Genomic DNA, 21875 nt, shown 5'->3' with positions numbered 1-21875 from the left:
TATGCGTAGGATTGATGAACTTAAGAAGGAAATCATTCATGAGATTCTTAATAGTGAAGAATACAGGGAATATAGAAGACTGCAGAATGAGATTGACAGAATACCAGATCTTAAGAGACAGATTGATGAATTCAGAATGAAAAATTTCATGCTGCAGAACTCGCCTGATGGACAGAATTTATTTGAGGCGATGGAAAATCTTAATAAAGAATATGCGGATATGAGGAATCAGGATATAGTTAACAGATATCTTATGACAGAAATCACATTTTGCAGATATATGAGTGATATATTCAAGGATATAGCAGAGGTGATAGACGTAGACCTTGATTTTTTAGGGTGAATCATATATAGTGTAGCTTATTAAGGAAGAGGAGATGCAGGTTTTATGAGCAATAAATCAATCAGAATGCTGATATCAGTATCACTGAATGTATTAATAATTGTACTAGGAATATATCTTGTATTTATCGCTGGAAGCAGGGCATATTCATTTGGTGAGAAAGTATTTAACGAGCAGTCAGTTGATTCAGAAGATAATGCCCGTACAGTTGAAGTTACTATAACAACAGATATACAGCCTAAGAAACTTGCAGAACTTCTTTATGATAAGGGACTTGTGAGTGATAAGACAATAGCGTTTTTCCAGATTCAGTTCTCAGATTATAAGGGAAAGTTTGTTGGTGGAACCTATGAGCTTAACACGGGAATGACACCTACCGAGATTATGCAAGTTCTGGCACAGTCAGACAGTGAGGAAGAATAAATAACATAATTGTAAGGGGAATATATGATAGTCAATGAAAGAGTAGTTGCCTATATTAATTCTCTTGATTGTGGTAATTCTGATATATGTAATACAATTGAAAAAGAAGCGATTGCGGATGAAGTCCCAATCATTAGAAAAGAGATGGGTAATTTGCTGAAGGTGCTGTTACAGCTTGTACAACCTGAAAGAATTCTGGAAGTTGGAACAGCAGTAGGTTACTCATCTATTCTTATGAGTGAGAATATGCCACATAATTGCACGATTACTACAATAGAGAATTATGATAAAAGGATACCGGTTGCGAAGAACAATTTTAAGAGAGCTGGCAAAGAGGATGTAATTACACTCATAGAAGGTGATGCCCTTGAAGTGCTAAAGACTCTTGATGGCCCATATGATTTTATATTCATGGACGCAGCTAAAGGACAGTATATTAATTATCTTCCTGATATTAAGAGAGTCCTTAGAAAAGGTGGACTTCTTATATCGGATAATATTCTGCAGGAGGGTGAGATAGTCGAATCCCGTTATGCAGTTACAAGAAGGAACAGAACAATTCATACAAGAATACGGGAGTATGTGTATGAGCTTACTCATACAAAGGATTTTGTGACATCAATTGTTCCTATCGGCGATGGAATTACACTCAGTGTAAAACAGTAAAATGCAGCGCAAAAGCAGCGCAGAAATGAGGATAATATGGCAGGACATATGTATAATGGCAGGGAGACAGAACTTCTCATACCAGCAAGCAGTCTTGAAGTTTTAAAGATAGCAGTAATATTCGGTGCAGATGCCGTATATATCGGTGGTGAAGCATTTGGATTAAGAGCTAAGGCTAAGAATTTTTCAATAGAAGATATGAAAGAGGGCGTTAAGTTCGCCCATGAAAGAAATGTCAAGGTATACGTTACAGCTAATATTCTGGCACATAACTATGACCTTGAGGGCGCAAGAGCTTACTTTGAGGAACTTAAGGAAGTAGGACCTGACGCGCTTATTATATCTGATCCGGGAATGTTCACAATAGCAAAGGAAGTGCTTCCTGATACAGATATCCATATCAGTACACAGGCTAACAATACTAACTATATGACATATAATTTCTGGTGGAACCAGGGTGCAAAGCGAGTGGTTTCAGCAAGAGAATTATCGCTTGAGGAGATTAAGGAGATAAGAGCACATATCCCTGAAGAGATGGAGATTGAGACATTCATGCATGGTGCAATGTGTATATCTTATTCGGGCAGATGCCTGTTATCAAGCTTCCTTGCAGGAAGAGACGCTAACAGGGGAGCATGTACACATCCATGCCGCTGGAAATATGCTGTTGTTGAGGAGAACAGACCGGGACAGTACATGCCTGTATACGAGAATGAGAGAGGAACATATATATTTAACTCTAAGGATTTATGCATGATAGAGCATATTCCAGAAATGGTAAGCTCAGGCATCGATTCATTTAAGATAGAAGGCCGTATGAAGACAGCTCTGTATGTTGCAACTGTTGCAAGAACTTATAGACTTGCTATTGATGATTTCATAGAAGACCCTGAGAAGTATAAGGCCAGAATCCCATTCTATAAGAGCGAGATAAGCAAATGTACTTACAGACAGTACACAACAGGCTTCTTCTTTGGAAAGCCGGACGAGAATACACAGATATATGACAGCAACACATATATCAGGGAATACACATATCTTGGTATCGTAGGAGATGCTAACGAGCAGGGACTTTACCATATTGAGCAGCGTAACAAGTTCTCAGTTGGCGAGACAATTGAGGTTATGAAGCCGGACGGACAGAATATAGAAGTTACAGTCAAGCGTATTGTTGACGAGAATGGAAAGGACATGGAGAGCTGTCCACATCCTAAGCAGAACCTCTATATTGACTTAGGAATCCAGCTTGATAAGTATGATATCTTAAGACGCCAGGAAGAAGAGACAGAAGTTAACAGTTAAATTAAAGAGACAGTTGGATAGGCAATTAAAGGCACCTTTACACATATTATATATAAAAATGTGTAGGGGTGCCTTTTTGAAAACATTTGAAAAACCGTTATCGGCACAGGAAGAGAAAGAACTGCTGATAGAATTACACAATGGCAATAGTGCGGCACGCAATGTTCTTATAGAAAAGAACATGCGTCTGGTTGCTCATATAGTGAAAAAATATACCTCTACGGAACGTGATTACATTAATGAAGATCTGATTTCAGTGGGAACAATAGGTCTTATAAAGGCTGTTGATTCATTTGACATAGAAAGAAACGTAAGATTTGCCACATATGCTGCCAAATGTATAGACAACGAGATTCTTATGCTTTTCCGTCAGGATAAAAAGAAAGAACGGGAAGTGTCGCTGAACGAGCCTATAGGAAAGGACAAAGAAGGAAATGAGATAAGCCTTAAGGATATTATCGTAGAGGATTCGGAGAAGAAACAGCCAGATGCTGTAGAAGATTATATGTTTTATGAGCAGATTAAGTGTATATATGGTAATATAAAAAAGGTGCTTGCACCAAGAGAGATAGAGATATTAAAATACAGGTATGGGCTTTTTGGTGCAAAAGAATGTACACAGAATGAGCTTGCTGACAGACTTGGTATAAGCAGGAGTTATGTGAGCAGGATAGAGAAAAAGGCACTTGGCAAATTGAGAGGAGTGCTTATAGAGCGGAAATTAATGTAACAGGAGACAACATTTATATTACAATATAGTCAGGAGGACAGGTCATGGAGATTACAGATGCTAAAGTAATAGCTGAAAGATTATCTAAGGTAAGAGACATTATGAAGACAGAATGCGTTGATATATATGTGGTTGTTACAGGTGACTATCATATATCAGAGTATGCCGGTGATTACTTTAAAGAAAGAGAATTTATTACAGGATTCACAGGCTCAGCAGGAACTGCTGTAATAACACAGAATGATGCAAGGCTTTTCACTGACGGAAGATATTTCGTGCAGGCTGAAAAGCAGATAGAAGGGACAGGCTTTTCACTTATGAGAGTTGGTGCACCGGGCGTTATGAATGTGATTCAGTACTGTGAGAGTATAGTTAAAGATGGAATGCGTATGGGATTTGATGGAAGAACCATGCCGGCAGAAGAAGGAATTGAGCTGTCTGATATATGTAAAAAAGCAGGAGCTGGCTGTTTGTATGATTTTGATGCAATTGAGAATATATATGAGGACAGGGCAGCGTTTCCACACAGCAAAGCATTTTATCTTGATGAAGAGTACTCAGGAGAAAGCATAGAAAGCAAGCTTACACGCATAAGAAAGTACATGGATAATAAAAATGCTGATGTACATATTATGGCAACTCTTGACGACATATGCTGGACATTTAACATAAGGGGACGCGATGTTGAGTGTAACCCTGTAATTATGGCGTATTCAGTGATAACTAAGGATGAAGCATACATATATACAGATAAGGACAGGTTTGATGATAAGACGCTGGCAAAATTCGGGGAAGCATGTGTGAAGGTGCTGCCATATGACAGCATATATGGAGACATTACCAGAATGAATGGAAAAGTACTTATTGATAAGAAACGTGTGAATATGCGTATATATGAGCTTATACAGTCTGGAATAGATGTGAAAGCAGTACTGTCTGACAATCCTGCAATGCTTTTTAAGGCAATAAAGAATGAGACAGAGATAAGGAATCTGTACAGCGTACATGTTGACGATGGCGTTGCTGTAACAAAATTTATATTCTGGCTTAAGAAAAATGTAGCTTCAGGTAATATAACAGAAGCAGCTGCAGCGGCATATCTTGATAATTTAAGAAGCAATATAAAAGATTACATAGAACTAAGCTTTGACACAATCAGTGCGTATAATGCCAATGCAGCAATGATGCATTACCATGCAGATGAAACTAATGCTGTGGTGTTAAAGCCAGAGGGTATGCTGCTTGTGGATTCAGGCGGACAGTATATGCGTGGAACAACTGATATAACAAGAACAATAGCACTTGGACCTGTTACCGACAAGATGAAGATGTACTACACGCTTACACTTAAAGGCATGTTAAGCCTGGCAAATGCAAAGTTTCTGAAAGGCTGTAACGGTTTCAGTCTTGATATTCTTGCCAGAGCACCACTGTGGAATGTCGGAATGGACTACCGCTGCGGAACAGGTCATGGCATAGGATACCTTTTAAATGTGCATGAGAGTCCTAATGGATTTCGATGGAAGCACAATCCGGGAAAGAATGATCTTGCAGTTATAGAAGAAGGTATGGTTACCTCAGATGAGCCAGGTGTATACATTGAGGGTGAGTTCGGAATAAGAATTGAAAATGAAATAGTATGCCAGAAAGACTTCGACAATGAATATGGCACATTTTTAAAGTTTGACATGCTTACTGTTGTTCCAATAGACTTAGAACTTGTTGATGTTAATTATCTTGATTCTGTGGATACTGAGAGACTGAACAATTATCAGGAAAGAGTATATAAGACGCTTGAAACGTATTTTGAAGGTGAAGAAAAGGTTATGTTAAGAGAGGCAACAAGACCAGTAGGAGTGTAATATGGAATTAAAAGAATTTTCACATAAGGGTGAAGTTATTGAGAAAGAGATTAAGAAAGAGTTCAGGTTCATGGGGCGTACAATTAAGAAACGCAGGGTTGGACTTCTTATCGCAGCAATCGGAGTAATAGCAGCAATGGTTGTAGCACTTTTTATCCGTTCACAAAGGTTTGATGTGTGGGATTATGTCACAATAAACTATAATGGTGCTAACGGCTATGCAAGCCCGGAATTCACGCTTAACAAAGACAAGCTATACAAAGAACTTATGGGAAAAAGCAATGACTCAGACAAGTCATACAATGTTAAAATGCTTATTGCATCGATAGACATATCTTCAGAGGCAGCAGATGTTTCTAACGGTGATACATATAAGGTAAGACTTGATGCTGACAAAAAATATGAGGATGCTGTCGGGATAAGTATAAGCAGTGGTAATAAAAAGATAAAGGCATCGGGAATATCTAAGGGAACATCTGTTGAACTGTTTGACAGGCTGGATGTTATGTTTACAGGGGTAAGTCCGGAGGCTAACGTTGTCATAACCAACAATTGGGATGATGAGTACCTCGCAGGTCTTACGTTTACTGCAGACAAGAAGAATAATATAAGTTATGGCGAATCAGTTAAGATAACATGTAATGCATCATATGAAGAGATTGCGAGACATGGATTCCTTGCACAGAATATGGAGGCTTCATATAGTGCAGACAAGCTGCCAGGATATATCGACGATGTGTCTAAGATAGACAGGAGCGTTATAGAGCAGGTGGGCAAAGAAGTGCTTGATACAATTACGGCTGAAACAGCAGATACAACATTTCACATGCTGTATAAGGCAACAAAGGATACTTCATATCTGTACCACATTAATGAGGAAACAGCCAGCGCTGCGAAGATTGTCTCAACATATTTCCTTTCAAGAAAGGGAACTGCCGGAGATAACAATAACTACGTATACATAATTGCCCAGGCAACAATATCAGATTCGGAAGACAGCAAAACTGTCTACTTCGCATTTTCATACAGCAATACATATCAAAATGTTGATGGCACATTTGACATGAACCACGATAATGAAAGTAAGAGATACATATGCAGCACTGATTATGATGCTCTGTACAATGAGTGTATCGGCAGCAAGAGTGAAAATTATACTATAAAAGAGGTTAAATAGCTATTTGTATAATGTATTCTGTTGTGATATAATCTATTTATTAATGCGCTAATAGCAGGGGGGATTAGCCTGCGGAAAGAGGTTGAAGGTGAATTACAGAAAGAAAGTTAGATTGGGTGATGTTCTTGTTAAGAAGGGAATTATAGATGAGAACCAGTTACAGACTGCACTTTCAAGACAGAGAGAGCAGGGTAAGATGCTCGGTGAGATGGTTATAGCATTGGGATATGCTAACCAGAGAGATATTAATGAGGCACTTTGTGACAGTCTTGGAATTGATTATGTTGATATGAGAGAGACAGAAGTAAGTGACGATGTTCTTTCTATGCTTGATGAGAGTATTATGAGAAAATATACTCTTGTTCCGTTAGGTGATGCACCGGATAATCCAGGTGCTATAAGAGTTGCGATGGCAGATCCTACTAACATTCTTGCTATGGATGATATCAACATTGTAACTGGAAAGCAGGTTGTTCCGGTTCTTGCTAATGCTACAGATATCAATGCATTTTTTGATAAGGCGTTCGGACAGAAACAGGCACAGAGTATTGTTGACCTGTATAAGAAAGAGCAGGGCGAGACTGTAAGGGAAGAGACTAAGGAAGATAAGGCAAGACGAGAAGAGATAGAAAATGCTCCTATCGTTCAGCTCATTAACAGTGTTATTGAGCAGGCTGTACGACAGAGAGCTTCCGATATACATATTGAGCCAATGGAGAAGAGTATCCGTGTAAGGTACAGAATTGATGGTAATCTCCGTGAAATTATTGATTATGATAATACGCTTCTTGGTGCTATTACAACCCGTATCAAGATTATGTCGGGAATGGATATCTCTGAGAAGAGAAAGCCACAGGATGGACGTATTACCATTAATGTTGATAGAAGAGAGTACGATATCCGAGTATCTAACCTTCCTACAGTATATGGCGAGAAGTGCGTTATGCGAATTGCTTCCAAGGAAGGCTTCAACATTGATAAATCAAAGCTTGGACTTACACCAGCGGATCTTAAGGTATTTGATGATATTTTAAAGAATCCACATGGAATCATCCTTGTAACAGGACCTACAGGTTCTGGTAAGTCTACAACACTTTATACAGCTTTAAGTGAACTTAATACAGAAGATGTTAATATCATAACTGTTGAAGACCCAGTCGAGGCTAACATTGATGGTATCAATCAGGTTCAGGTTAATAACAAAGCCAACCTTACATTTGCAACTGCCTTAAGATCAATCTTACGACAGGATCCGGATATTATCATGATCGGTGAGATCCGAGATGGTGAGACAGCCGAGATTGCGGTACGAGCTTCTATCACAGGTCACCTTGTTGTCAGTACACTGCATACTAACAGCACAGCAAGTTCTGTCGCTCGTCTTGAGGATATGGGTATTGAGTCATACCTGATTGCTGATTCACTTGTTGGTATTATCGCCCAGCGACTTGTAAGAAAGCTGTGCGACTGCAAGATGCCTAAGGAAGCAACTGCATCAGAGAAGCATATGCTTGGACTTAATCCTGATGAACCATATACAATATATGAGCCATGTGGCTGTAAGCTGTGTAATGGAACAGGATACTATGGACGACTCGGTATATATGAGATTATGAAGATAACTCCACCAATTAAGAGACTTATCTCAAAACATGCTGGAGCAGAAGAAATTAAGAACCAGGCTATAAAAGAAGGAATGAATACTCTTAAGATGGCTGCTATCAATGCAGTTAAACAGGGGGTAACAACAATAGCTGAGATGGTAAGGGCTACATATGAGGCAGAGGAAGATGACTCGCAGCCTAATCCTAATGCAGCTAAAGCGTCAGGTTCAGATATAGAACACATTGAACTTGAACAGATTAATTAATAAACAATACAATGTAACAATACAATGGGGGCAAAAATGTTATTTACAATTGAAGAATTACTAACTATAGCGAAAGAAAAGAAAGCGAGTGATGTCCATGTGACAGTTGGACTTCCACCAAGAATCAGAATTAATGGAGAGCTTGTTGATCTTGATTATCCTAAGATGACACCGGCTGACTGTGAAGAACTGATTCTGTCCATAATGGATGAAAGGCAGAAGGAGCTGTTTAAGGACAGGGGCGAACTCGATTTCTCTTTCTCGTCCCCTAATGTAGGAAGATACAGAGTTAACGTATTCAGGCAGAGAGGTTCAGTTGCGTGTGCAATGCGAGTTGTAGGAACAGTTATCCCTAAGCCGGAAAGTCTTGGAGTTCCTAAGTCAGTTATAGAATTATATGCCAAGAAGAGAGGACTTGTTCTTGTAACAGGACCTACAGGTTCCGGTAAATCTACAACACTTGCTTCTCTGATTGACAGAATCAATGACAATCGTAATGCACATGTAATAACATTGGAAGATCCTATTGAGTACCTTCATACTCACAGAAAGGCTATGATTAACCAGAGAGAAATTGGGCTTGATACACATTCATATGCTGATGCACTCCGTGCAGCACTGCGAGAAGATCCTGATGTAATTCTTGTAGGAGAGATGCGAGACTTAGAGACTATCTCAACAGCCATAACGGCAGCAGAGACAGGACATCTTGTATTCTCGACACTGCATACAATCGGTGCGGCCGCAACAATTGACCGTATCATCGATGTATTCCCTCCACATCAGCAGCAGCAGATAAGAATCCAGCTTGCTGTAGTACTTGAAGCTGTTATATCACAGCAGCTCATCCCTACAGCTGACAAGCATGGTCGAGTAGCTGCATTTGAAGTAATGCACGGAACAATTCCAATCAAGAACCTTATTCGAGAGGCTAAAACATACCAGATATCAAGTGTTCTCCAGACAGCAAGAAAAGAAGGTATGCTTTCGATGGATGACGCGCTGCTTGACCTTTATAACAAAGGCCTTATCAACGCAGAGAACGCAATAGGTTATGCACAGGATGTTAACTATGTTGCTAAGAGAGTTAATCAGTTCTTCTAAAACTAATTGATTCTTCTGAATATAAAGTAAGTAAAGCAATGTTGGTAGTGATATACCAGCATTGCTTTTTTGCTGTCAGGGCAAGGTCTTGATTGCGGGGGATTTGGATGTTGAACATTGAAGTCTGTCATATTGGACGTTATGGCGGCGGGAAGATGTGCGGAAGTCCAATTCCAGGATTACATCGCGTGAAATTGGACGTTGAAGCAGTGGGAAAGCATGTGGAAGTCCAAAAGAGACGAGTCAGTCTGTCAGATTGGACGTTAAAGTGGTGGGAAAGCATGTGGAAGTCCAAAAGGGAAGCTACAGTCTGTCAGATTGGACATTAGAGCGGCGGGAGGCATGCAGGAAGTCCAAAAGGGGAGCCACAGTCTGTCAGATTGGACGTTAGAGCGGCGGGAAAGCATGTGGAAGTCCAAAATCGTAATGAAAAAACACAAAATTGGACTTCCACCGTGCACACACCCCACGAAAACGTCCAATCCCCAAGTAGTTTGCACATCATGCTGGATTCCCAAGATACCCCCGTGATGATAAATAACACCCCACCAACACAATTTCAAAACAATAATTACAAAACAATTGACATACCTAAATAAAAGTGATATTAATATATTAAAAGAATTGCAGATGGAAATCTTTTATCTTAAGCAATGCACACGGATACACAATTATCCGGCGTCCATTGCCTATCAGGACTGAATAATCATTCAGACTACCCAGCAAGACACAATTAAATAAAGCAGGCTTGTATTAGATATCCGTTAATGCTAATATACTATACATAGAGACCCAATTATTAGTACAAGTGTATAAAATGCGCGTGGATATCAGCCTGCAAGCGAGAAAGAGGAGGATATCTATGGCAGAGAAAAAAGACAAAGTAGCAGTTAAATACAAGGATAATGTATTCTGCATGCTGTACAGGAACAAGAAAAACCTGCTTGAACTGTATAACGCACTTAACGATTCCAATTACACAAATGTGGATGATCTGGAAGTGACGACATTAAAAGACGGTTCGTATATGAAGTACAAGAACGATGCCTCGTTTGTGCTGAATATGAGCCTGTATATGTTCGAACAGCAATCCAGCAAGAACGAAAACATGCCACTGCGCTTCCTGCATTATCTGTCAGATGTGTATAGGGAAATGTTTGGAAACGAGCTGCTTCACCGAAAAACAATGATGAAGATTCCAGTGCCGTACTTCGTAACATTCTACAATGGTAAAGAAAAGTGGGACAGAGACAAGCTCACACTTGCTGAAATGTTCGAAAAGCATGTGGATAATCCGCAGATTGACCTTCAAGTAAAAGTTATAGACATCAATGGAGATGCAGAAATCCTTAATAAATGCAAGAGCCTTCGCGATTACATGACATTCGTTGAAAAAGTAAGAAAAAAGACAGACAACGAAAAAATAAATGTCAGAGAAGCAGTAATACAGGCGATAGACGAATGCATAGAAGAAAATATACTTGTCGATTTCTTTAAAGAGCACAGAGAGGAGATTGTAGAAGTGAGTATATATGACTATGAAGAGGAAAAAGTGAGAAAGACCTTGGCTGATGAAGCGCGAGAGGAAGGTTTAGCTGAAGGAATTAAGGAAGGGATTGAAAAAGGAATTGAGAAAGGAATTGAGAAAGGAATTGAAGAAGGCGAAATATTAACCAAAATCAACCAGATTATGAAGAAAGTGAGAAAATCCAAGTCTCTCCCAACAATAGCCTCAGAACTTGAGGAGGAAGAAGCTGACATCAAACCAATCTATGATGCAGTAGTGGCGTCAGCACCAGATTATGATATAGAAGAAATCAAAGCAAAATTGAATATGTAAGATAAAAGCAATGCCGGTAGTAACATACTGGCGTTGCTTTTTTTGTATAAATGCGTCTAATAACAGATGCCTAGTAAAAATGACTTATCAATCACGGCAACTTCTAACTTTGGTCTTCCAAAAGCTATCCACCCGTGAAAACGACCAAACGCCATATCAAGCTGCAAAGACAAAAGATGAATAAATCCCCTACTTTTAGTATGTAGTCAATAAGTACTACTTTGTGGTATATATGTGAAGTGGATAATTATGTGGCAATAGTAATTTAATGACTAATTAATTGTTTGTTAATTTTGATAAAATTATTGTCATAAATTGGACGGTGTGTTATACTAAACGCACAAATTTGATTCTACTTGGAATGGGGAGTGTGATATGGAAACATTTTCATACAAAGCGGTAGACGCTTCGGGAAAAGATGTTAAAGGAGCTGTGGAAGCCGAGAGCAGGGATGAAGCAGCCAGAAAGATAAAGGAACAGGGATTCACACCTGTGTCAATTGGAAAACAGGGGGCACTTGATAAGGATGTGAATGTATCTTTTTTAGGTAAAAAGAAGATACCAGCCAGAGATATGAGTGTATTCTGCAGACAGTTTGCAAGTATTCTTAAAGCGGGTGTCAGTGTAATCAATGCTTTGGAGATGCTTTCTGAACAGACAGAGAATAAGAAGCTACAGGAAGCAATTAAGAGAACACAGGACAGCGTAGAGAAAGGCGAGACTCTTTCGGATTCTATGAAACAGAATGAAGAGTTTCCAAGTATTCTCGTGGATATGGTTAAAGCAGGTGAGGCATCAGGTAGCTTGGAGAATTCTCTTACAAGAATGGCTATACAGTTCGAGAAGGATGCCAAGTTAAAGGGTGTTGTTAAGAAAGCAATGATGTATCCAATAGTTCTTCTGTGCGTAATGATTGGTGTAATTATTGTAATGCTTACATTCGTTATACCAAGCTTTATGACAATGTTCGAAGACCTTGACAGTGAACTGCCGGTTACAACTAAAGCGATTCTTGCGATGAGTAACAGTCTTAAGCATTACTGGTTCATATACATAATTGTTATTGCAGGAATTGTAGTAGGACTTCAGTTATATAAGAGAACTGATGCAGGAAGACATAACCTTGATAAATTAAAGTTAAAGATTCCGGTATTCGGATTGTTACAGACTAAGTCAGCATGTGCTTCATTTGCAAGAACGATGAGTACATTGTTGCAGGCAGGTATGCCTATGATTGATGCACTTGAGATATCAGCTTCGACTATGAAGAATGTATTATTCTACGATGGACTGGAAAAGGTTAAGAATGGTGTGTCACTTGGTTTACCGTTATCTAACCAGTTAAAGTCCACGGGATTGTTTCCACCTATGGTCGTACATATGGTCGGTATCGGTGAGGAGACAGGTAATGTTGAGGAGATGTTAACTAACTCAGCAGTATATTATGAGGAAGAAGTAGAAGTTCAGACACAGACTCTTACTTCTCTTATGGAACCAATTATTATAGTACTTATGGCGTTAGTAGTAGTAATGCTTATACTTGCAATCTACCAGCCAATGATTCAGCTCTATAATACACTGGGCAATTCTTAATTAAGTATATACAATCTGATAGTCAGGTCGCTTATGATATCAGATTTATATAAATATATTTCAAAAGGGAGATATGAAACATGAAAAAAACACAGAAAAAATTAGGTAACAAAGGTTTCTCTTTAGTAGAGCTTATCGTAGTTATTGCCATTATGGCAGTACTTGTTGGTGTATTAGCTCCAACACTTATTAGAAACGTTGAGAAGTCAAGAGAGTCAACAGATCTTCAGAATCTTGATTCAATCAGACAGTCAGTTGTAACAGCAGTTTCAACAGAAGCAGTAGCAAAAGAATTGGATACAACAAATGGAAATGTTGTTGCATATGCTGATATAAAATCAGATGCAACAGGTTTAGCTAAAGCTTTATATGATGAAATGAATGAAGATAGTACACTCGGTGTTACTATGAAATCAGCAGCTGCATCAAAGTCTGCCAATTCAATTCAGATTAAGATTACAAGCAACGGAAAGGTTTCAGTAGGAGTATATACAGTTGCTCCAACAACATCTACAGATGGTACTATTGTATCTTGTGCTAGAACAAAGTCAACTGACTTTATTTCACAGTAATAACTAATTAAAGAGGACAACGTTAATGCAATACGAATTACCACTGTACTTCATTATCTTTCTATACGGTACCGTATTCGGAAGTTTTTTGAACGTACTGATTTACAGATTACCATTAAAAGAGAATATAGCTACAGAACATTCGCATTGTATGACATGTGGCGAGAAAATTCAGTGGTATGATCTCATACCACTGGTAAGCTACATAATACTTGGTGGAAAATGTAGACACTGTAAGACAAAGATATCACCGCAGTATCCAATCATTGAAGCGACCAATGGGATTGCATATGTGATAATCTTTATTGTGAACGGATTCAATCCATTAAGCATATTGATGTGCTTTGCATTTTCGATATTTCTTGTTATTTCAGTCATTGACTGGAGAACTTTCGAGATACCATTTTCGCTTAATGTGGCAATCGGTGTCTTGGCAGTAATAAGAATCATACTTGATTACAAAAACCTATTAGACTATCTAATAGGGTTTTGTATTATAAGTGGATTCATGCTCATATGTCTGTATATCGGACGGGCAATTAAAGGAATTGACGCTTTCGGAGGTGGAGACATTAAGCTGATGGCGTTTGCAGGATTGTTCTTAGGATGGAAGTGCATTATCCTGGCATTTCTGATTGGCTGCATCTTGGGTGCAGTCATTCATTCCATCCGTATGAAGGTCACGAAAGCTGAGCATGTATTGGCTTTCGGACCATATCTGTGTGCAGGGCTTACAATAGCCATGCTTTTTGGTACGAATATAATTAACTGGTATCTTTCACTTATGGCGTTCTAAGCATGAGAGGAAGAACAGCGAATTTATATATATTTATTAACTAGAATGAATAGCTTATTATGTGGGGAGCTGGATAGGAGGATTTTATGGCTGCAGTTAAAGCCAAAGGTAAATTGGTAAGTATCGTTATTAATAACGAGTATATTAAGATATGTGAAATCACTAAAACAGGTAAGAATGTTATAGTTCATAAGACAGTAACAATACCTACTCCTGAAGGATGCTATGAGGATGGCATTCTTGAAAATATACCTAATCTTGCAAGTGCTATTAAAGCAGTAATGGATGAGCACAGATTTGCATCTAAAGATGTTGCATTTTCAATAAGTTCTCCTAGACTTGCTACTAAGGAAGTACTTATTCCTAATGTAAAGGGAGATAAAGTCGGTAAGATTGTACAGGCTAATGCAACAGAATATTTCCCGGTTAATATGGATGAGTATATTATCCAGCATACAATTCTTGAAAAAATAGAAGATTCAGGACAGGACAAGTTAAAGCTCATGGTAGCGGCGGTCCCTTCAGAAGTTGCTGAATCATACTATAATCTTGCTAAGACTTTAGGCTTCAAGATTGCATTTATCGATTATGTAGGTAACAGTACATATCAGATAATGAAGCAGCAGATTGGACCGGAAGTCAGTCTTGTTATTCAGGTAGAGAACGACAGTACAGTAATTAATATCTTCAAAGAAAATGTATTACAGCTCCAGAGAATGGTTCCATATGGTAAATCAATGCTTGTTAACGCAGTTATGGAAAGATATGAATTAAAATATGATGCTGCTACTGCAAAGCTTCAGAATGAAACACTTCTTCACTCAAGATTTGATGGAGATGAGGTTACAGAGTCATTAAGATATATGGCAAGTAATATCAACCGAGTTATTGACTACTATGTATCACGTAACAGAGTATCAATCCAGAAGGCTTACCTTATTGGACATTCAACAACAATCAAGGGCTTTGCAACGCTTCTTTCTAATGAACTTAATATGCCAATTGAGAAGGTTGAGAGACTTAAGAATATTGCACTGGACAAGAAAGCGTATGTTGAAGAGGCTACTCTTACAAGTTATGTAACTAACTTAGGTGCAGTTATTGATCCGGTTGATTTCGTTCCTAAGAGGATGATTGATTCAGGTGTAAAGAAAGAGAATACTAAGACTCTTGTTATCGCGCTTGCTGGTGCGGTTGTTGTAGCGGCAGCACTTGTACTTGTTCCTCTTGGAAGAGTTGTTGTGCTTAATGCTGAGATTTCTAAGCTTAATAAGAGTATAGACAAGCTTAGTTCAATTAACCAGGTTGTTAATGATTACTACAGTGCTAAAGACAAGTATAATGATGTACAGGCTTTTGCAGCACTTACAGCTGACAGTGATGATACATTACAGAATCTGATTGATTATATGGAAAAGAGTATTCCAAGTGATGTTGTTATCCAGAGTATTAATGTAGCATCAGGCGCTATATCAATAAGTGGTAAGGCTGACAGTAAGGCATCAGTTGCCAAGCTTATACAGCAGCTTCAGGCTAATTCATCTATTCTAAATGTAGATGTTCCTACAATCACAGAGAATAAAGATAATGCAGGTGCAACAGAAGTTACATTCTCATTATCATGTTCATACATTGGTGAAGCAACAACAACACAGAAGAATACAACTAAGTAGGGGGGTTAATCGATGGATAAGTTAAAAGGTATGTTAAAAATATCTGAAAGAGATAAAAAGTTACTGCTTATAGTTGCAGCTGCATTAATTGTAGTCCTTGCTTATTTCTTTGGATATCAGAATCTTTCATCACAGGCAGATACATTATCTACTAAGAAGTCATCATTAGAGGTAACGCAGCGAGACTTGAAAGAAAAGAACAATAATAAAGATAAATACATTTCAGATACAAGTAAGTATGAGAAGGAATACAATACTCTTATAACTAAGTATGATTCTGGAAGTACTCAGCCTAATACAATTAATTATTTTATTAAGACTGAGTCTGTAACAGGAACATGGGTACGAAGCCTGGCTTTATCGCCAACAACAGTTCTTTACAAGTTTGGACAGGTATCATCAAGTAATGTTAACGGTTCAAGTTCATATTCTTCTAATCTTGTTGGTTATAAGTCACTTATAAGTATTGCTTATGAAGGTGACTACAGCCAGTGGAAGAATTTTATTAAGTATATCAATACATATGCTAATAAGAGTACTATCGAGTCACTTTCGGCTTCATATAATGAGTCAACAGGTACTGTATCAGGTGCAGCTTCTATTGCACTTTATTCAATAGAGGGTGGCGACCGTAAGTTTACAGAACCATCATTTGATGTAAAGACCGGAACAGGTAATATATTTTCGTCAGGTAACTAATTGAAATATTTGGGAGAGGGATATGAGAGTAACAGATAAGAAAAGACAATTGAATAATTCTGGATTTTCATTGGTAGAAGTTCTTGTTGCAATTGTAATTCTGGCAATTATATCTCTACCAGTCTCAGTACATTTTCTAATGCTGCAAGAATTAATTCCAAGGCAAGAAGAACTGAGAATGCTAATACTGCTATCAATAATATAGTTGAGGAAGCCAAGATAACTCCATTGGAAGATTTGTTGAAGGGTAATGGTGAGTATACTTATACTAAGGTTGAACCTAAGAATTCCGAAGGTACGAGTGTAACTGAGCCATATTATATTGTAAAGACGAAAGGCGCAGAATATTATAACGGTGTTAATAACCAGAAGTTCTATATTAAGACAACATTTGATAAGAACAAATATACTGCCAAGACTACGGGAAATGCTAATTCAGCTAACGATATTAATTCATATGGTCTGTCAGTGTATACTGATATTAATTCGAATAATAACTATGTATATCGTGATGACAGTCTTGATAACAGTGCCAGAGAGCATTTCAAATCTCTTGTATATGGCAGTTATGATGAGAAACAGATAACTAAGAAAACTCTTATTAAGATAAGTCTTGAATATCTTAATGATGATAAGAGTGCTCCTACATATGTTCAGAAGATGTCAGTTAAGGTTACATATACATATGGCGGAGGTTCAAGCAGTTATGCTCCATATGAAAGTGAAACAACAATGAGAGATTATACATTCTCAGCCGAACTGGATGAGGATATTAATCCATCTAATAATAGTGGCAAATCAAGATATAATGTTGATAGTGCGTTAGAGAATAATGCCAAGAATCTGTATGTGTTCTATACACCTTTTAACAGCAGCGGTTCGCCAACAGGTACAGAGAATGAACAGTATGCTAAGGATGAGATAGAGATAAGATATGCAATGCCTACTTATTCTGGTGATGGAACTAAAGAGGTTGTATATAAGGATCTTAATGTATATATTCTTCAGCAGGAAAAGGTAGACAGCTCCAATAGCAGGATTGTTGTAGATGGAAATAATAAAGTCAAGCTTGCACGAGTGTATGGAAATTCAACAACACTTGAAGGTGTATCGCTAGCTGATAATAGTTCATTGAAAGATACTGTAAAGGTATACTCTACTATTAAAGGTGGTAATTCAACATGGAATTCCGGAGACACAACCAAGACATCAGATTCAATGTTCAGAATGACTGTTGAGGTATGGGCATGGTCAGAAGGAAAGGAAGACGATTATTATACCGAAAGTAACCGAATTGCCAGAGTAACAACAACAAAGGAAAATTAATTGGCTTAAGAATGGGAGATAGCATATGGGAAAGGGTTTATTTAGAAGAAAAAAGAATAATTCTGGTTCCACAATTGTAATAGTACTTTTAATGACATCTTTTGTGTTGATACTTGCAACATTGATTACTACTACAACAATGGTTAACTTGCGGATGAAGATTGCTGCGAGTCAGTCAACGAAATCATTCTATACAGCTGAGGAAGCTGTCGATGAGATATATGCTGCATTAGGAAAGACTTCAATGCAGTCTTTTAATAAAGCTTATGAAGAACAGTTAACCAAGCTTTTTAGTACGAGTGAAGTTAACGGTACTACAGTTGTAGTTGATAATAAGAAGGCTAATAAGAATCTACGAGAAGGTTATATATCCAATCTTATAGATTCATTTAGCATTACAAGATATAACCCTAAAGAAGTCGTTCCATATGAATGGAATGATACTACTGATGTTAAGGATTCGGAAAATCCTGAAAAGCAGACAGAAAGAGAGAAGTTTGTTGGTAAGCTTAATAGTTATATTGAAGGTGACGAGTCTGCATTAAATGTTAAGTCTATTAAGACATTAGCTATTGAAGTTGCAACAACCGGAATAATTGATAATTCGTCAGCAGGTGGAGCAACACAAGCTAATCTTCCTATATATACAGTTAAATTTACAGATTGTGTAGTTGAGTACAAAGATGACAAATCAGGAAATTATTCTTATATCACATTTGATGGTGCGGTAGGACTTCCTGATATATACGTTGATTTTAAGGATGAAGTTCCAGCGGGAACACTTTTCTTTAGTAATTTCTCATTAATAGGTAATGCCGGTATATCATTTAATGGTGTATCAGGAGTTAATATTAGTGGTAATGCATATGCAGGTGTTGGTGATAACACAAGTTCATCAAATGGATTCTATGTTAACGGTTCTAATATGACATTCAGTGGTAAATACCTTGTATGCGGCGGTAAGCTTAATATTAAGGATGCCAGCAATGTAACATTATCAGGCAATCAGGTATGGGCTGATAATATTGTTGTAGGAAGTTCTGACACAGTAACAATATCATCTCATGTATATGCTAATGATGATACAACTATAGAAGGTAATAATTCTGATGTAACATTTTCTTCATCATATGAAGGTTATGGAACAGGTAATAATAATGATTCGGCTGATAATAACAGTTCAGTTATAATTAATGGAGAAAGTTCTAACATAAAATTCTCCAGTGCATTAAGTAAACTTGTTATTGCAGGTAGAGCATATGTTGCTTACAGGGATTCAAGCGGCAACAAATATGATATATATCCTACAGGTGAGTCGTATTCGGTTAATATTAATCAGGAAATATATCTTATACCTCAAACACTGATAAGAAATGGTTCTAACCCATCTAAGTCAGATGATACTTCGTTCAGTGTTAAGATTACAGAAGATAATTTCTTCGGATATGATTTACTTGCAACCGATACACAGTATGTAAGCAAGGCTGTAAAGAACGAGGAGACAGGTAATATCGAGAAGTATTATTATTACTTCAATTTCAAAGATTCAGACAGCAGAAACAGATATGCTGAACTTATTAATGATAGCGATAAATTTGATGATTATATATCAGGATTTTCATCAGACAGAAAGAGAAAGGCAGTTGCACTGAGAGCAGAAATATTGAAATCAGTTGTTTCAACTAATTCAAAGATTGATCCTCCAACAGCAAAATCTAACAAGATTGTATTTGCTGACTCTTCTGACATTACTAATATGAGATTATATTTTGATACTACACGAAAAGACAGAATTAACAGATACGATGTATTCAGTAAGATTCTTATGCCATTAAGTAAGGAAGATGTACTCAATAGTGGAGAAATGAGTGCATTAACAACGTCTGCTGACAAATATCTTACAACGGCATCAGCTGAGTCTTATCTGAACAGTATGCAGGTCGGAACAGATATTAGTCACGGAATTGAGCTTAATAAATATGTTTCAAAGGATGTATTCTATAATGTTATTAATACAGATGGAAAGAATGGCTTTAATGACTTTACAAAGTATGTAACAGGTGATTCTAATAATGGAGCATTTTTAAAAATTGTTGATGGCAAGGTTGTTGTCGCTATTAATAACACGGTAGGAACAGTTATTATTACCCAGGAGTCAGAATTAAAAATGACAACAGATGGAAATGATATCAGGCTGACTATTCCAAGTACGATAGGTGGAATTATCGTATGCTCTGGTAATGTTGATCTTGAATGTGATTATAATGGAATACTTCTTAGTAATAAAGTTATTAGCGTTGGCAATAATTGCACCGTAAAGAATACATATTTCTCAGATGAAAAAGGTGAAAAATTCAAGAACTTTATTGAGAACAACAGAGAAAGCCTTAAGAAACAGATTCCTGGAACTGAACAGTACAAATATTTCGAGGATATCTTTAGATTCTGGAATGCAAGCAAGGAAGAGAGAGATGATGGCTCGCTTAATGTGGCAGATATGACATATAAGGATATGGTAACATTTAGTCAGTGGAGAAAGTATGAAGAAGAGTAAGATGTTTAGAAATGCAAAACAACTGGATAATAAAGGATTTTCATTACTTGAGTTACTTATTGTTATGGCAATAATAGTTGTTGTTTCTGTAGCGACAACTGTCAGTTTGTCAGTAATATCCAAGGGTAATGCCAAAAAAGTGAATAAGAATCTTTATTCTACACTTAGTTCTCTTAAGACAACAACAATGTCTAAGACAGGTGACTGGTATATGGAGGTAAAAAAGTCAGGAAACCAGTATGAAATCAATACATACAGGGTAACTGAGGTGAAAGATGCAGATGGGAAGGTTACAGGGACAGAAACTACTCTTGAGGAATCTTATAAATGCAGTTCATCAAGGATATCGATTGCTTATAAAACCAATCTGAAATCAGATGATACTGATACTATCAAGATAGATGACAATAATTCTATTAAGATTAGTTTCAGCAGATCAGATGGTTCATGCAACAAAGTAGAGTCTTCCGATGGAACTAATCTGTTGGATAGTACTAAATATGGTAACAAAGGTACATTTGTTATTTCAGTGTCAAAAAACATATATGAATCAACATTGTGGTACAAGACAGGAAGGGTAACGACACAGAATTAATTATTGAAAACTACATGGTATAACGGGAGCAGGAGTTATGAAAGAGGATAACAAGGGTTTTTCATTAGTAGAATTATTGATAGCTATTGCAATATCAGGAATCGTGTTGACAGCACTTGTCCTTCTTATTACACAGTCCGTAAAAAGTTACGGCAGGCAGACAGCTTTGGCACAGATACAAAGTGATGCTGATATCAGTCTGAATCAGATTCAGAAGAATGTAATGGAAGCTAATGAAATTAAAGTTAAAAAGAGTGTTAAATCAAGTGGTTTGATTGATGTTGAATTATATACAACACGAACTACTGAAGAACAGATAGATGCCTCTGGTAATAAAAAGACAGTTACTTTGAGTGAATGGGGCTATTATTATGATAGCGAAAAGAAAGAACTGTATTATTCAGACGATACCCTGAATCCAGATCAGATGAGTCTTGTGTGCGATAATGTTAGTCATTTTGATGTTATTATTAATGAAGATGGCATCAAATGGGATAATGCAAAGATAACTTCTATAGTTAAGAAACCGCAGATAATAGTAAGTATTACGATCAGCAGAATGGGGCGGGAAAGAACCGTAGTAAGGCAATATTCAACAAGAAATACGATTAATTCTGGCGATGGAAGTTTCCAGATTGGAAAATCAATATCAGGTGATGTTGACACAGAAAAGGAACTCACAATGTTAACTGTTGGAATAGAAATCACACCAGCCCAGAAGAATTGTTACTTTGGTAAACAGTGATAGTA

General features: G+C 37.4%; 21 protein-coding genes. All 21 read left to right on the top strand.

What is annotated here, in order from left to right:
- The first annotated feature begins 1 nt into the window (after position 1).
- The 21 genes from DW963_RS07520 to DW963_RS07420 all read left to right on the top strand — a co-directional run bounded on the left by DW963_RS07520 (position 2) and on the right by DW963_RS07420 (position 21870).
- Complete coding sequence (locus DW963_RS07520; protein ID WP_117914765.1) at positions 2 to 343, top strand: YlbF/YmcA family competence regulator; 342 nt, start codon at positions 2 to 4, stop codon at positions 341 to 343.
- Positions 344 to 388: 45 nt separating this feature from the next.
- Positions 389 to 766 (top strand): hypothetical protein, encoded by a 378-nt coding sequence (locus DW963_RS07515; protein WP_286169167.1) that lies wholly within the window; start codon positions 389 to 391, stop codon positions 764 to 766.
- Positions 767 to 790: 24 nt separating this feature from the next.
- A complete protein-coding gene (locus DW963_RS07510) occupies positions 791 to 1432 on the top strand; it encodes an O-methyltransferase (protein ID WP_117914763.1) in 642 nt (213 codons plus the stop codon).
- Between the two features lie 36 nt (positions 1433 to 1468).
- Positions 1469 to 2734 (top strand): peptidase U32 family protein, encoded by a 1266-nt coding sequence (locus tag DW963_RS07505; protein WP_195367561.1) that lies wholly within the window; start codon positions 1469 to 1471, stop codon positions 2732 to 2734.
- A 76-nt stretch (positions 2735 to 2810) separates the two neighbouring features.
- Complete coding sequence (gene sigK / locus DW963_RS07500) at positions 2811 to 3464, top strand: RNA polymerase sporulation sigma factor SigK (RefSeq protein WP_117914761.1); 654 nt, start codon at positions 2811 to 2813, stop codon at positions 3462 to 3464.
- 44 nt (positions 3465 to 3508) lie between these two features.
- A complete protein-coding gene (locus DW963_RS07495; RefSeq protein WP_117914759.1) occupies positions 3509 to 5326 on the top strand; it encodes an aminopeptidase P family protein in 1818 nt (605 codons plus the stop codon).
- 1 nt (position 5327) lies between these two features.
- Positions 5328 to 6503, top strand: coding sequence for a hypothetical protein (locus DW963_RS07490; RefSeq protein WP_117914757.1), 1176 nt, complete (start codon positions 5328 to 5330; stop codon positions 6501 to 6503).
- 88 nt (positions 6504 to 6591) lie between these two features.
- Positions 6592 to 8373, top strand: coding sequence for a GspE/PulE family protein (locus tag DW963_RS07485; protein ID WP_117914755.1), 1782 nt, complete (start codon positions 6592 to 6594; stop codon positions 8371 to 8373).
- A 36-nt stretch (positions 8374 to 8409) separates the two neighbouring features.
- Entirely contained in the window at positions 8410 to 9477 is a 1068-nt protein-coding gene (locus DW963_RS07480) for a type IV pilus twitching motility protein PilT (RefSeq protein WP_117914753.1), read from the top strand.
- A 107-nt stretch (positions 9478 to 9584) separates the two neighbouring features.
- The gene (locus tag DW963_RS07475) at positions 9585 to 9806 is read left to right on the top strand and encodes a hypothetical protein (protein WP_117914751.1); all 222 of its coding nucleotides are present in this window, start codon (positions 9585 to 9587) and stop codon (positions 9804 to 9806) included.
- Positions 9807 to 10339: 533 nt separating this feature from the next.
- A complete protein-coding gene (locus DW963_RS07470) occupies positions 10340 to 11317 on the top strand; it encodes an Rpn family recombination-promoting nuclease/putative transposase (protein WP_158568659.1) in 978 nt (325 codons plus the stop codon).
- Between the two features lie 375 nt (positions 11318 to 11692).
- Positions 11693 to 12910: a type II secretion system F family protein gene (locus tag DW963_RS07465; RefSeq protein WP_117914748.1), complete on the top strand. Its 1218-nt coding sequence runs from the start codon at positions 11693 to 11695 to the stop codon at positions 12908 to 12910.
- A gap of 80 nt (positions 12911 to 12990) precedes the next feature.
- Positions 12991 to 13482, top strand: a complete 492-nt coding sequence (locus tag DW963_RS07460) for a type II secretion system protein (protein ID WP_117914746.1) — start codon at positions 12991 to 12993, stop codon at positions 13480 to 13482.
- A gap of 25 nt (positions 13483 to 13507) precedes the next feature.
- Positions 13508 to 14278, top strand: coding sequence for a prepilin peptidase (locus DW963_RS07455; protein ID WP_117914744.1), 771 nt, complete (start codon positions 13508 to 13510; stop codon positions 14276 to 14278).
- Between the two features lie 86 nt (positions 14279 to 14364).
- Positions 14365 to 15951 carry a pilus assembly protein PilM gene (gene pilM, locus DW963_RS07450; protein ID WP_117914742.1) on the top strand — a complete coding sequence of 529 codons (1587 nt, stop codon included), beginning with the start codon at positions 14365 to 14367 and terminating at the stop codon, positions 15949 to 15951.
- Positions 15952 to 15963: 12 nt separating this feature from the next.
- On the top strand, positions 15964 to 16650 hold the full coding sequence (locus DW963_RS07445; RefSeq protein WP_117914741.1) for a hypothetical protein: 687 nt from the start codon (positions 15964 to 15966) through the stop codon (positions 16648 to 16650).
- A 22-nt stretch (positions 16651 to 16672) separates the two neighbouring features.
- Entirely contained in the window at positions 16673 to 16855 is a 183-nt protein-coding gene (locus DW963_RS07440) for a prepilin-type N-terminal cleavage/methylation domain-containing protein (protein WP_117914739.1), read from the top strand.
- A gap of 23 nt (positions 16856 to 16878) precedes the next feature.
- Complete coding sequence (locus DW963_RS07435; RefSeq protein WP_147347586.1) at positions 16879 to 17976, top strand: hypothetical protein; 1098 nt, start codon at positions 16879 to 16881, stop codon at positions 17974 to 17976.
- A 25-nt stretch (positions 17977 to 18001) separates the two neighbouring features.
- The gene (locus tag DW963_RS07430; RefSeq protein WP_117914735.1) at positions 18002 to 20530 is read left to right on the top strand and encodes a hypothetical protein; all 2529 of its coding nucleotides are present in this window, start codon (positions 18002 to 18004) and stop codon (positions 20528 to 20530) included.
- On the top strand, positions 20517 to 21125 hold the full coding sequence (locus DW963_RS07425) for a type II secretion system protein (RefSeq protein ID WP_117914733.1): 609 nt from the start codon (positions 20517 to 20519) through the stop codon (positions 21123 to 21125). Before DW963_RS07430 ends, DW963_RS07425 begins: the two co-directional genes overlap by 14 nt.
- A gap of 37 nt (positions 21126 to 21162) precedes the next feature.
- Positions 21163 to 21870, top strand: coding sequence for a PilW family protein (locus DW963_RS07420; protein ID WP_117914731.1), 708 nt, complete (start codon positions 21163 to 21165; stop codon positions 21868 to 21870).
- The last annotated feature ends 5 nt before the right edge of the window (positions 21871 to 21875 follow it).

This window comes from Eubacterium sp. AM46-8, from assembly GCF_003466705.1.
Taxonomy (GTDB): domain Bacteria; phylum Bacillota; class Clostridia; order Lachnospirales; family Lachnospiraceae; genus Lachnospira.
Note: the sequence above shows the minus strand (reverse complement) of the source record. Positions and strands in the feature narration are given on the sequence as shown.

Excerpts from the sequence above, each read along its gene's own strand:
- DW963_RS07520 (WP_117914765.1), top strand. The coding sequence starts at position 2 with ATGCGTAGGATTGATGAACTTAAGAAGGAAATCATTCATGAGATTCTT.
- DW963_RS07515 (WP_286169167.1), top strand. The coding sequence starts at position 389 with ATGAGCAATAAATCAATCAGAATGCTGATATCAGTATCACTGAATGTA.
- DW963_RS07510 (WP_117914763.1), top strand. The coding sequence starts at position 791 with ATGATAGTCAATGAAAGAGTAGTTGCCTATATTAATTCTCTTGATTGT.
- DW963_RS07505 (WP_195367561.1), top strand. The coding sequence starts at position 1,469 with ATGGCAGGACATATGTATAATGGCAGGGAGACAGAACTTCTCATACCA.
- DW963_RS07495 (WP_117914759.1), top strand. The coding sequence starts at position 3,509 with ATGGAGATTACAGATGCTAAAGTAATAGCTGAAAGATTATCTAAGGTA.
- DW963_RS07490 (WP_117914757.1), top strand. The coding sequence starts at position 5,328 with ATGGAATTAAAAGAATTTTCACATAAGGGTGAAGTTATTGAGAAAGAG.
- DW963_RS07480 (WP_117914753.1), top strand. The coding sequence starts at position 8,410 with ATGTTATTTACAATTGAAGAATTACTAACTATAGCGAAAGAAAAGAAA.
- DW963_RS07475 (WP_117914751.1), top strand. The coding sequence starts at position 9,585 with ATGTTGAACATTGAAGTCTGTCATATTGGACGTTATGGCGGCGGGAAG.
- DW963_RS07470 (WP_158568659.1), top strand. The coding sequence starts at position 10,340 with ATGGCAGAGAAAAAAGACAAAGTAGCAGTTAAATACAAGGATAATGTA.
- DW963_RS07465 (WP_117914748.1), top strand. The coding sequence starts at position 11,693 with ATGGAAACATTTTCATACAAAGCGGTAGACGCTTCGGGAAAAGATGTT.
- DW963_RS07460 (WP_117914746.1), top strand. The coding sequence starts at position 12,991 with ATGAAAAAAACACAGAAAAAATTAGGTAACAAAGGTTTCTCTTTAGTA.
- DW963_RS07455 (WP_117914744.1), top strand. The coding sequence starts at position 13,508 with ATGCAATACGAATTACCACTGTACTTCATTATCTTTCTATACGGTACC.
- pilM (WP_117914742.1), top strand. The coding sequence starts at position 14,365 with ATGGCTGCAGTTAAAGCCAAAGGTAAATTGGTAAGTATCGTTATTAAT.
- DW963_RS07445 (WP_117914741.1), top strand. The coding sequence starts at position 15,964 with ATGGATAAGTTAAAAGGTATGTTAAAAATATCTGAAAGAGATAAAAAG.
- DW963_RS07440 (WP_117914739.1), top strand. The coding sequence starts at position 16,673 with ATGAGAGTAACAGATAAGAAAAGACAATTGAATAATTCTGGATTTTCA.
- DW963_RS07430 (WP_117914735.1), top strand. The coding sequence starts at position 18,002 with ATGGGAAAGGGTTTATTTAGAAGAAAAAAGAATAATTCTGGTTCCACA.
- DW963_RS07425 (WP_117914733.1), top strand. The coding sequence starts at position 20,517 with ATGAAGAAGAGTAAGATGTTTAGAAATGCAAAACAACTGGATAATAAA.
- DW963_RS07420 (WP_117914731.1), top strand. The coding sequence starts at position 21,163 with ATGAAAGAGGATAACAAGGGTTTTTCATTAGTAGAATTATTGATAGCT.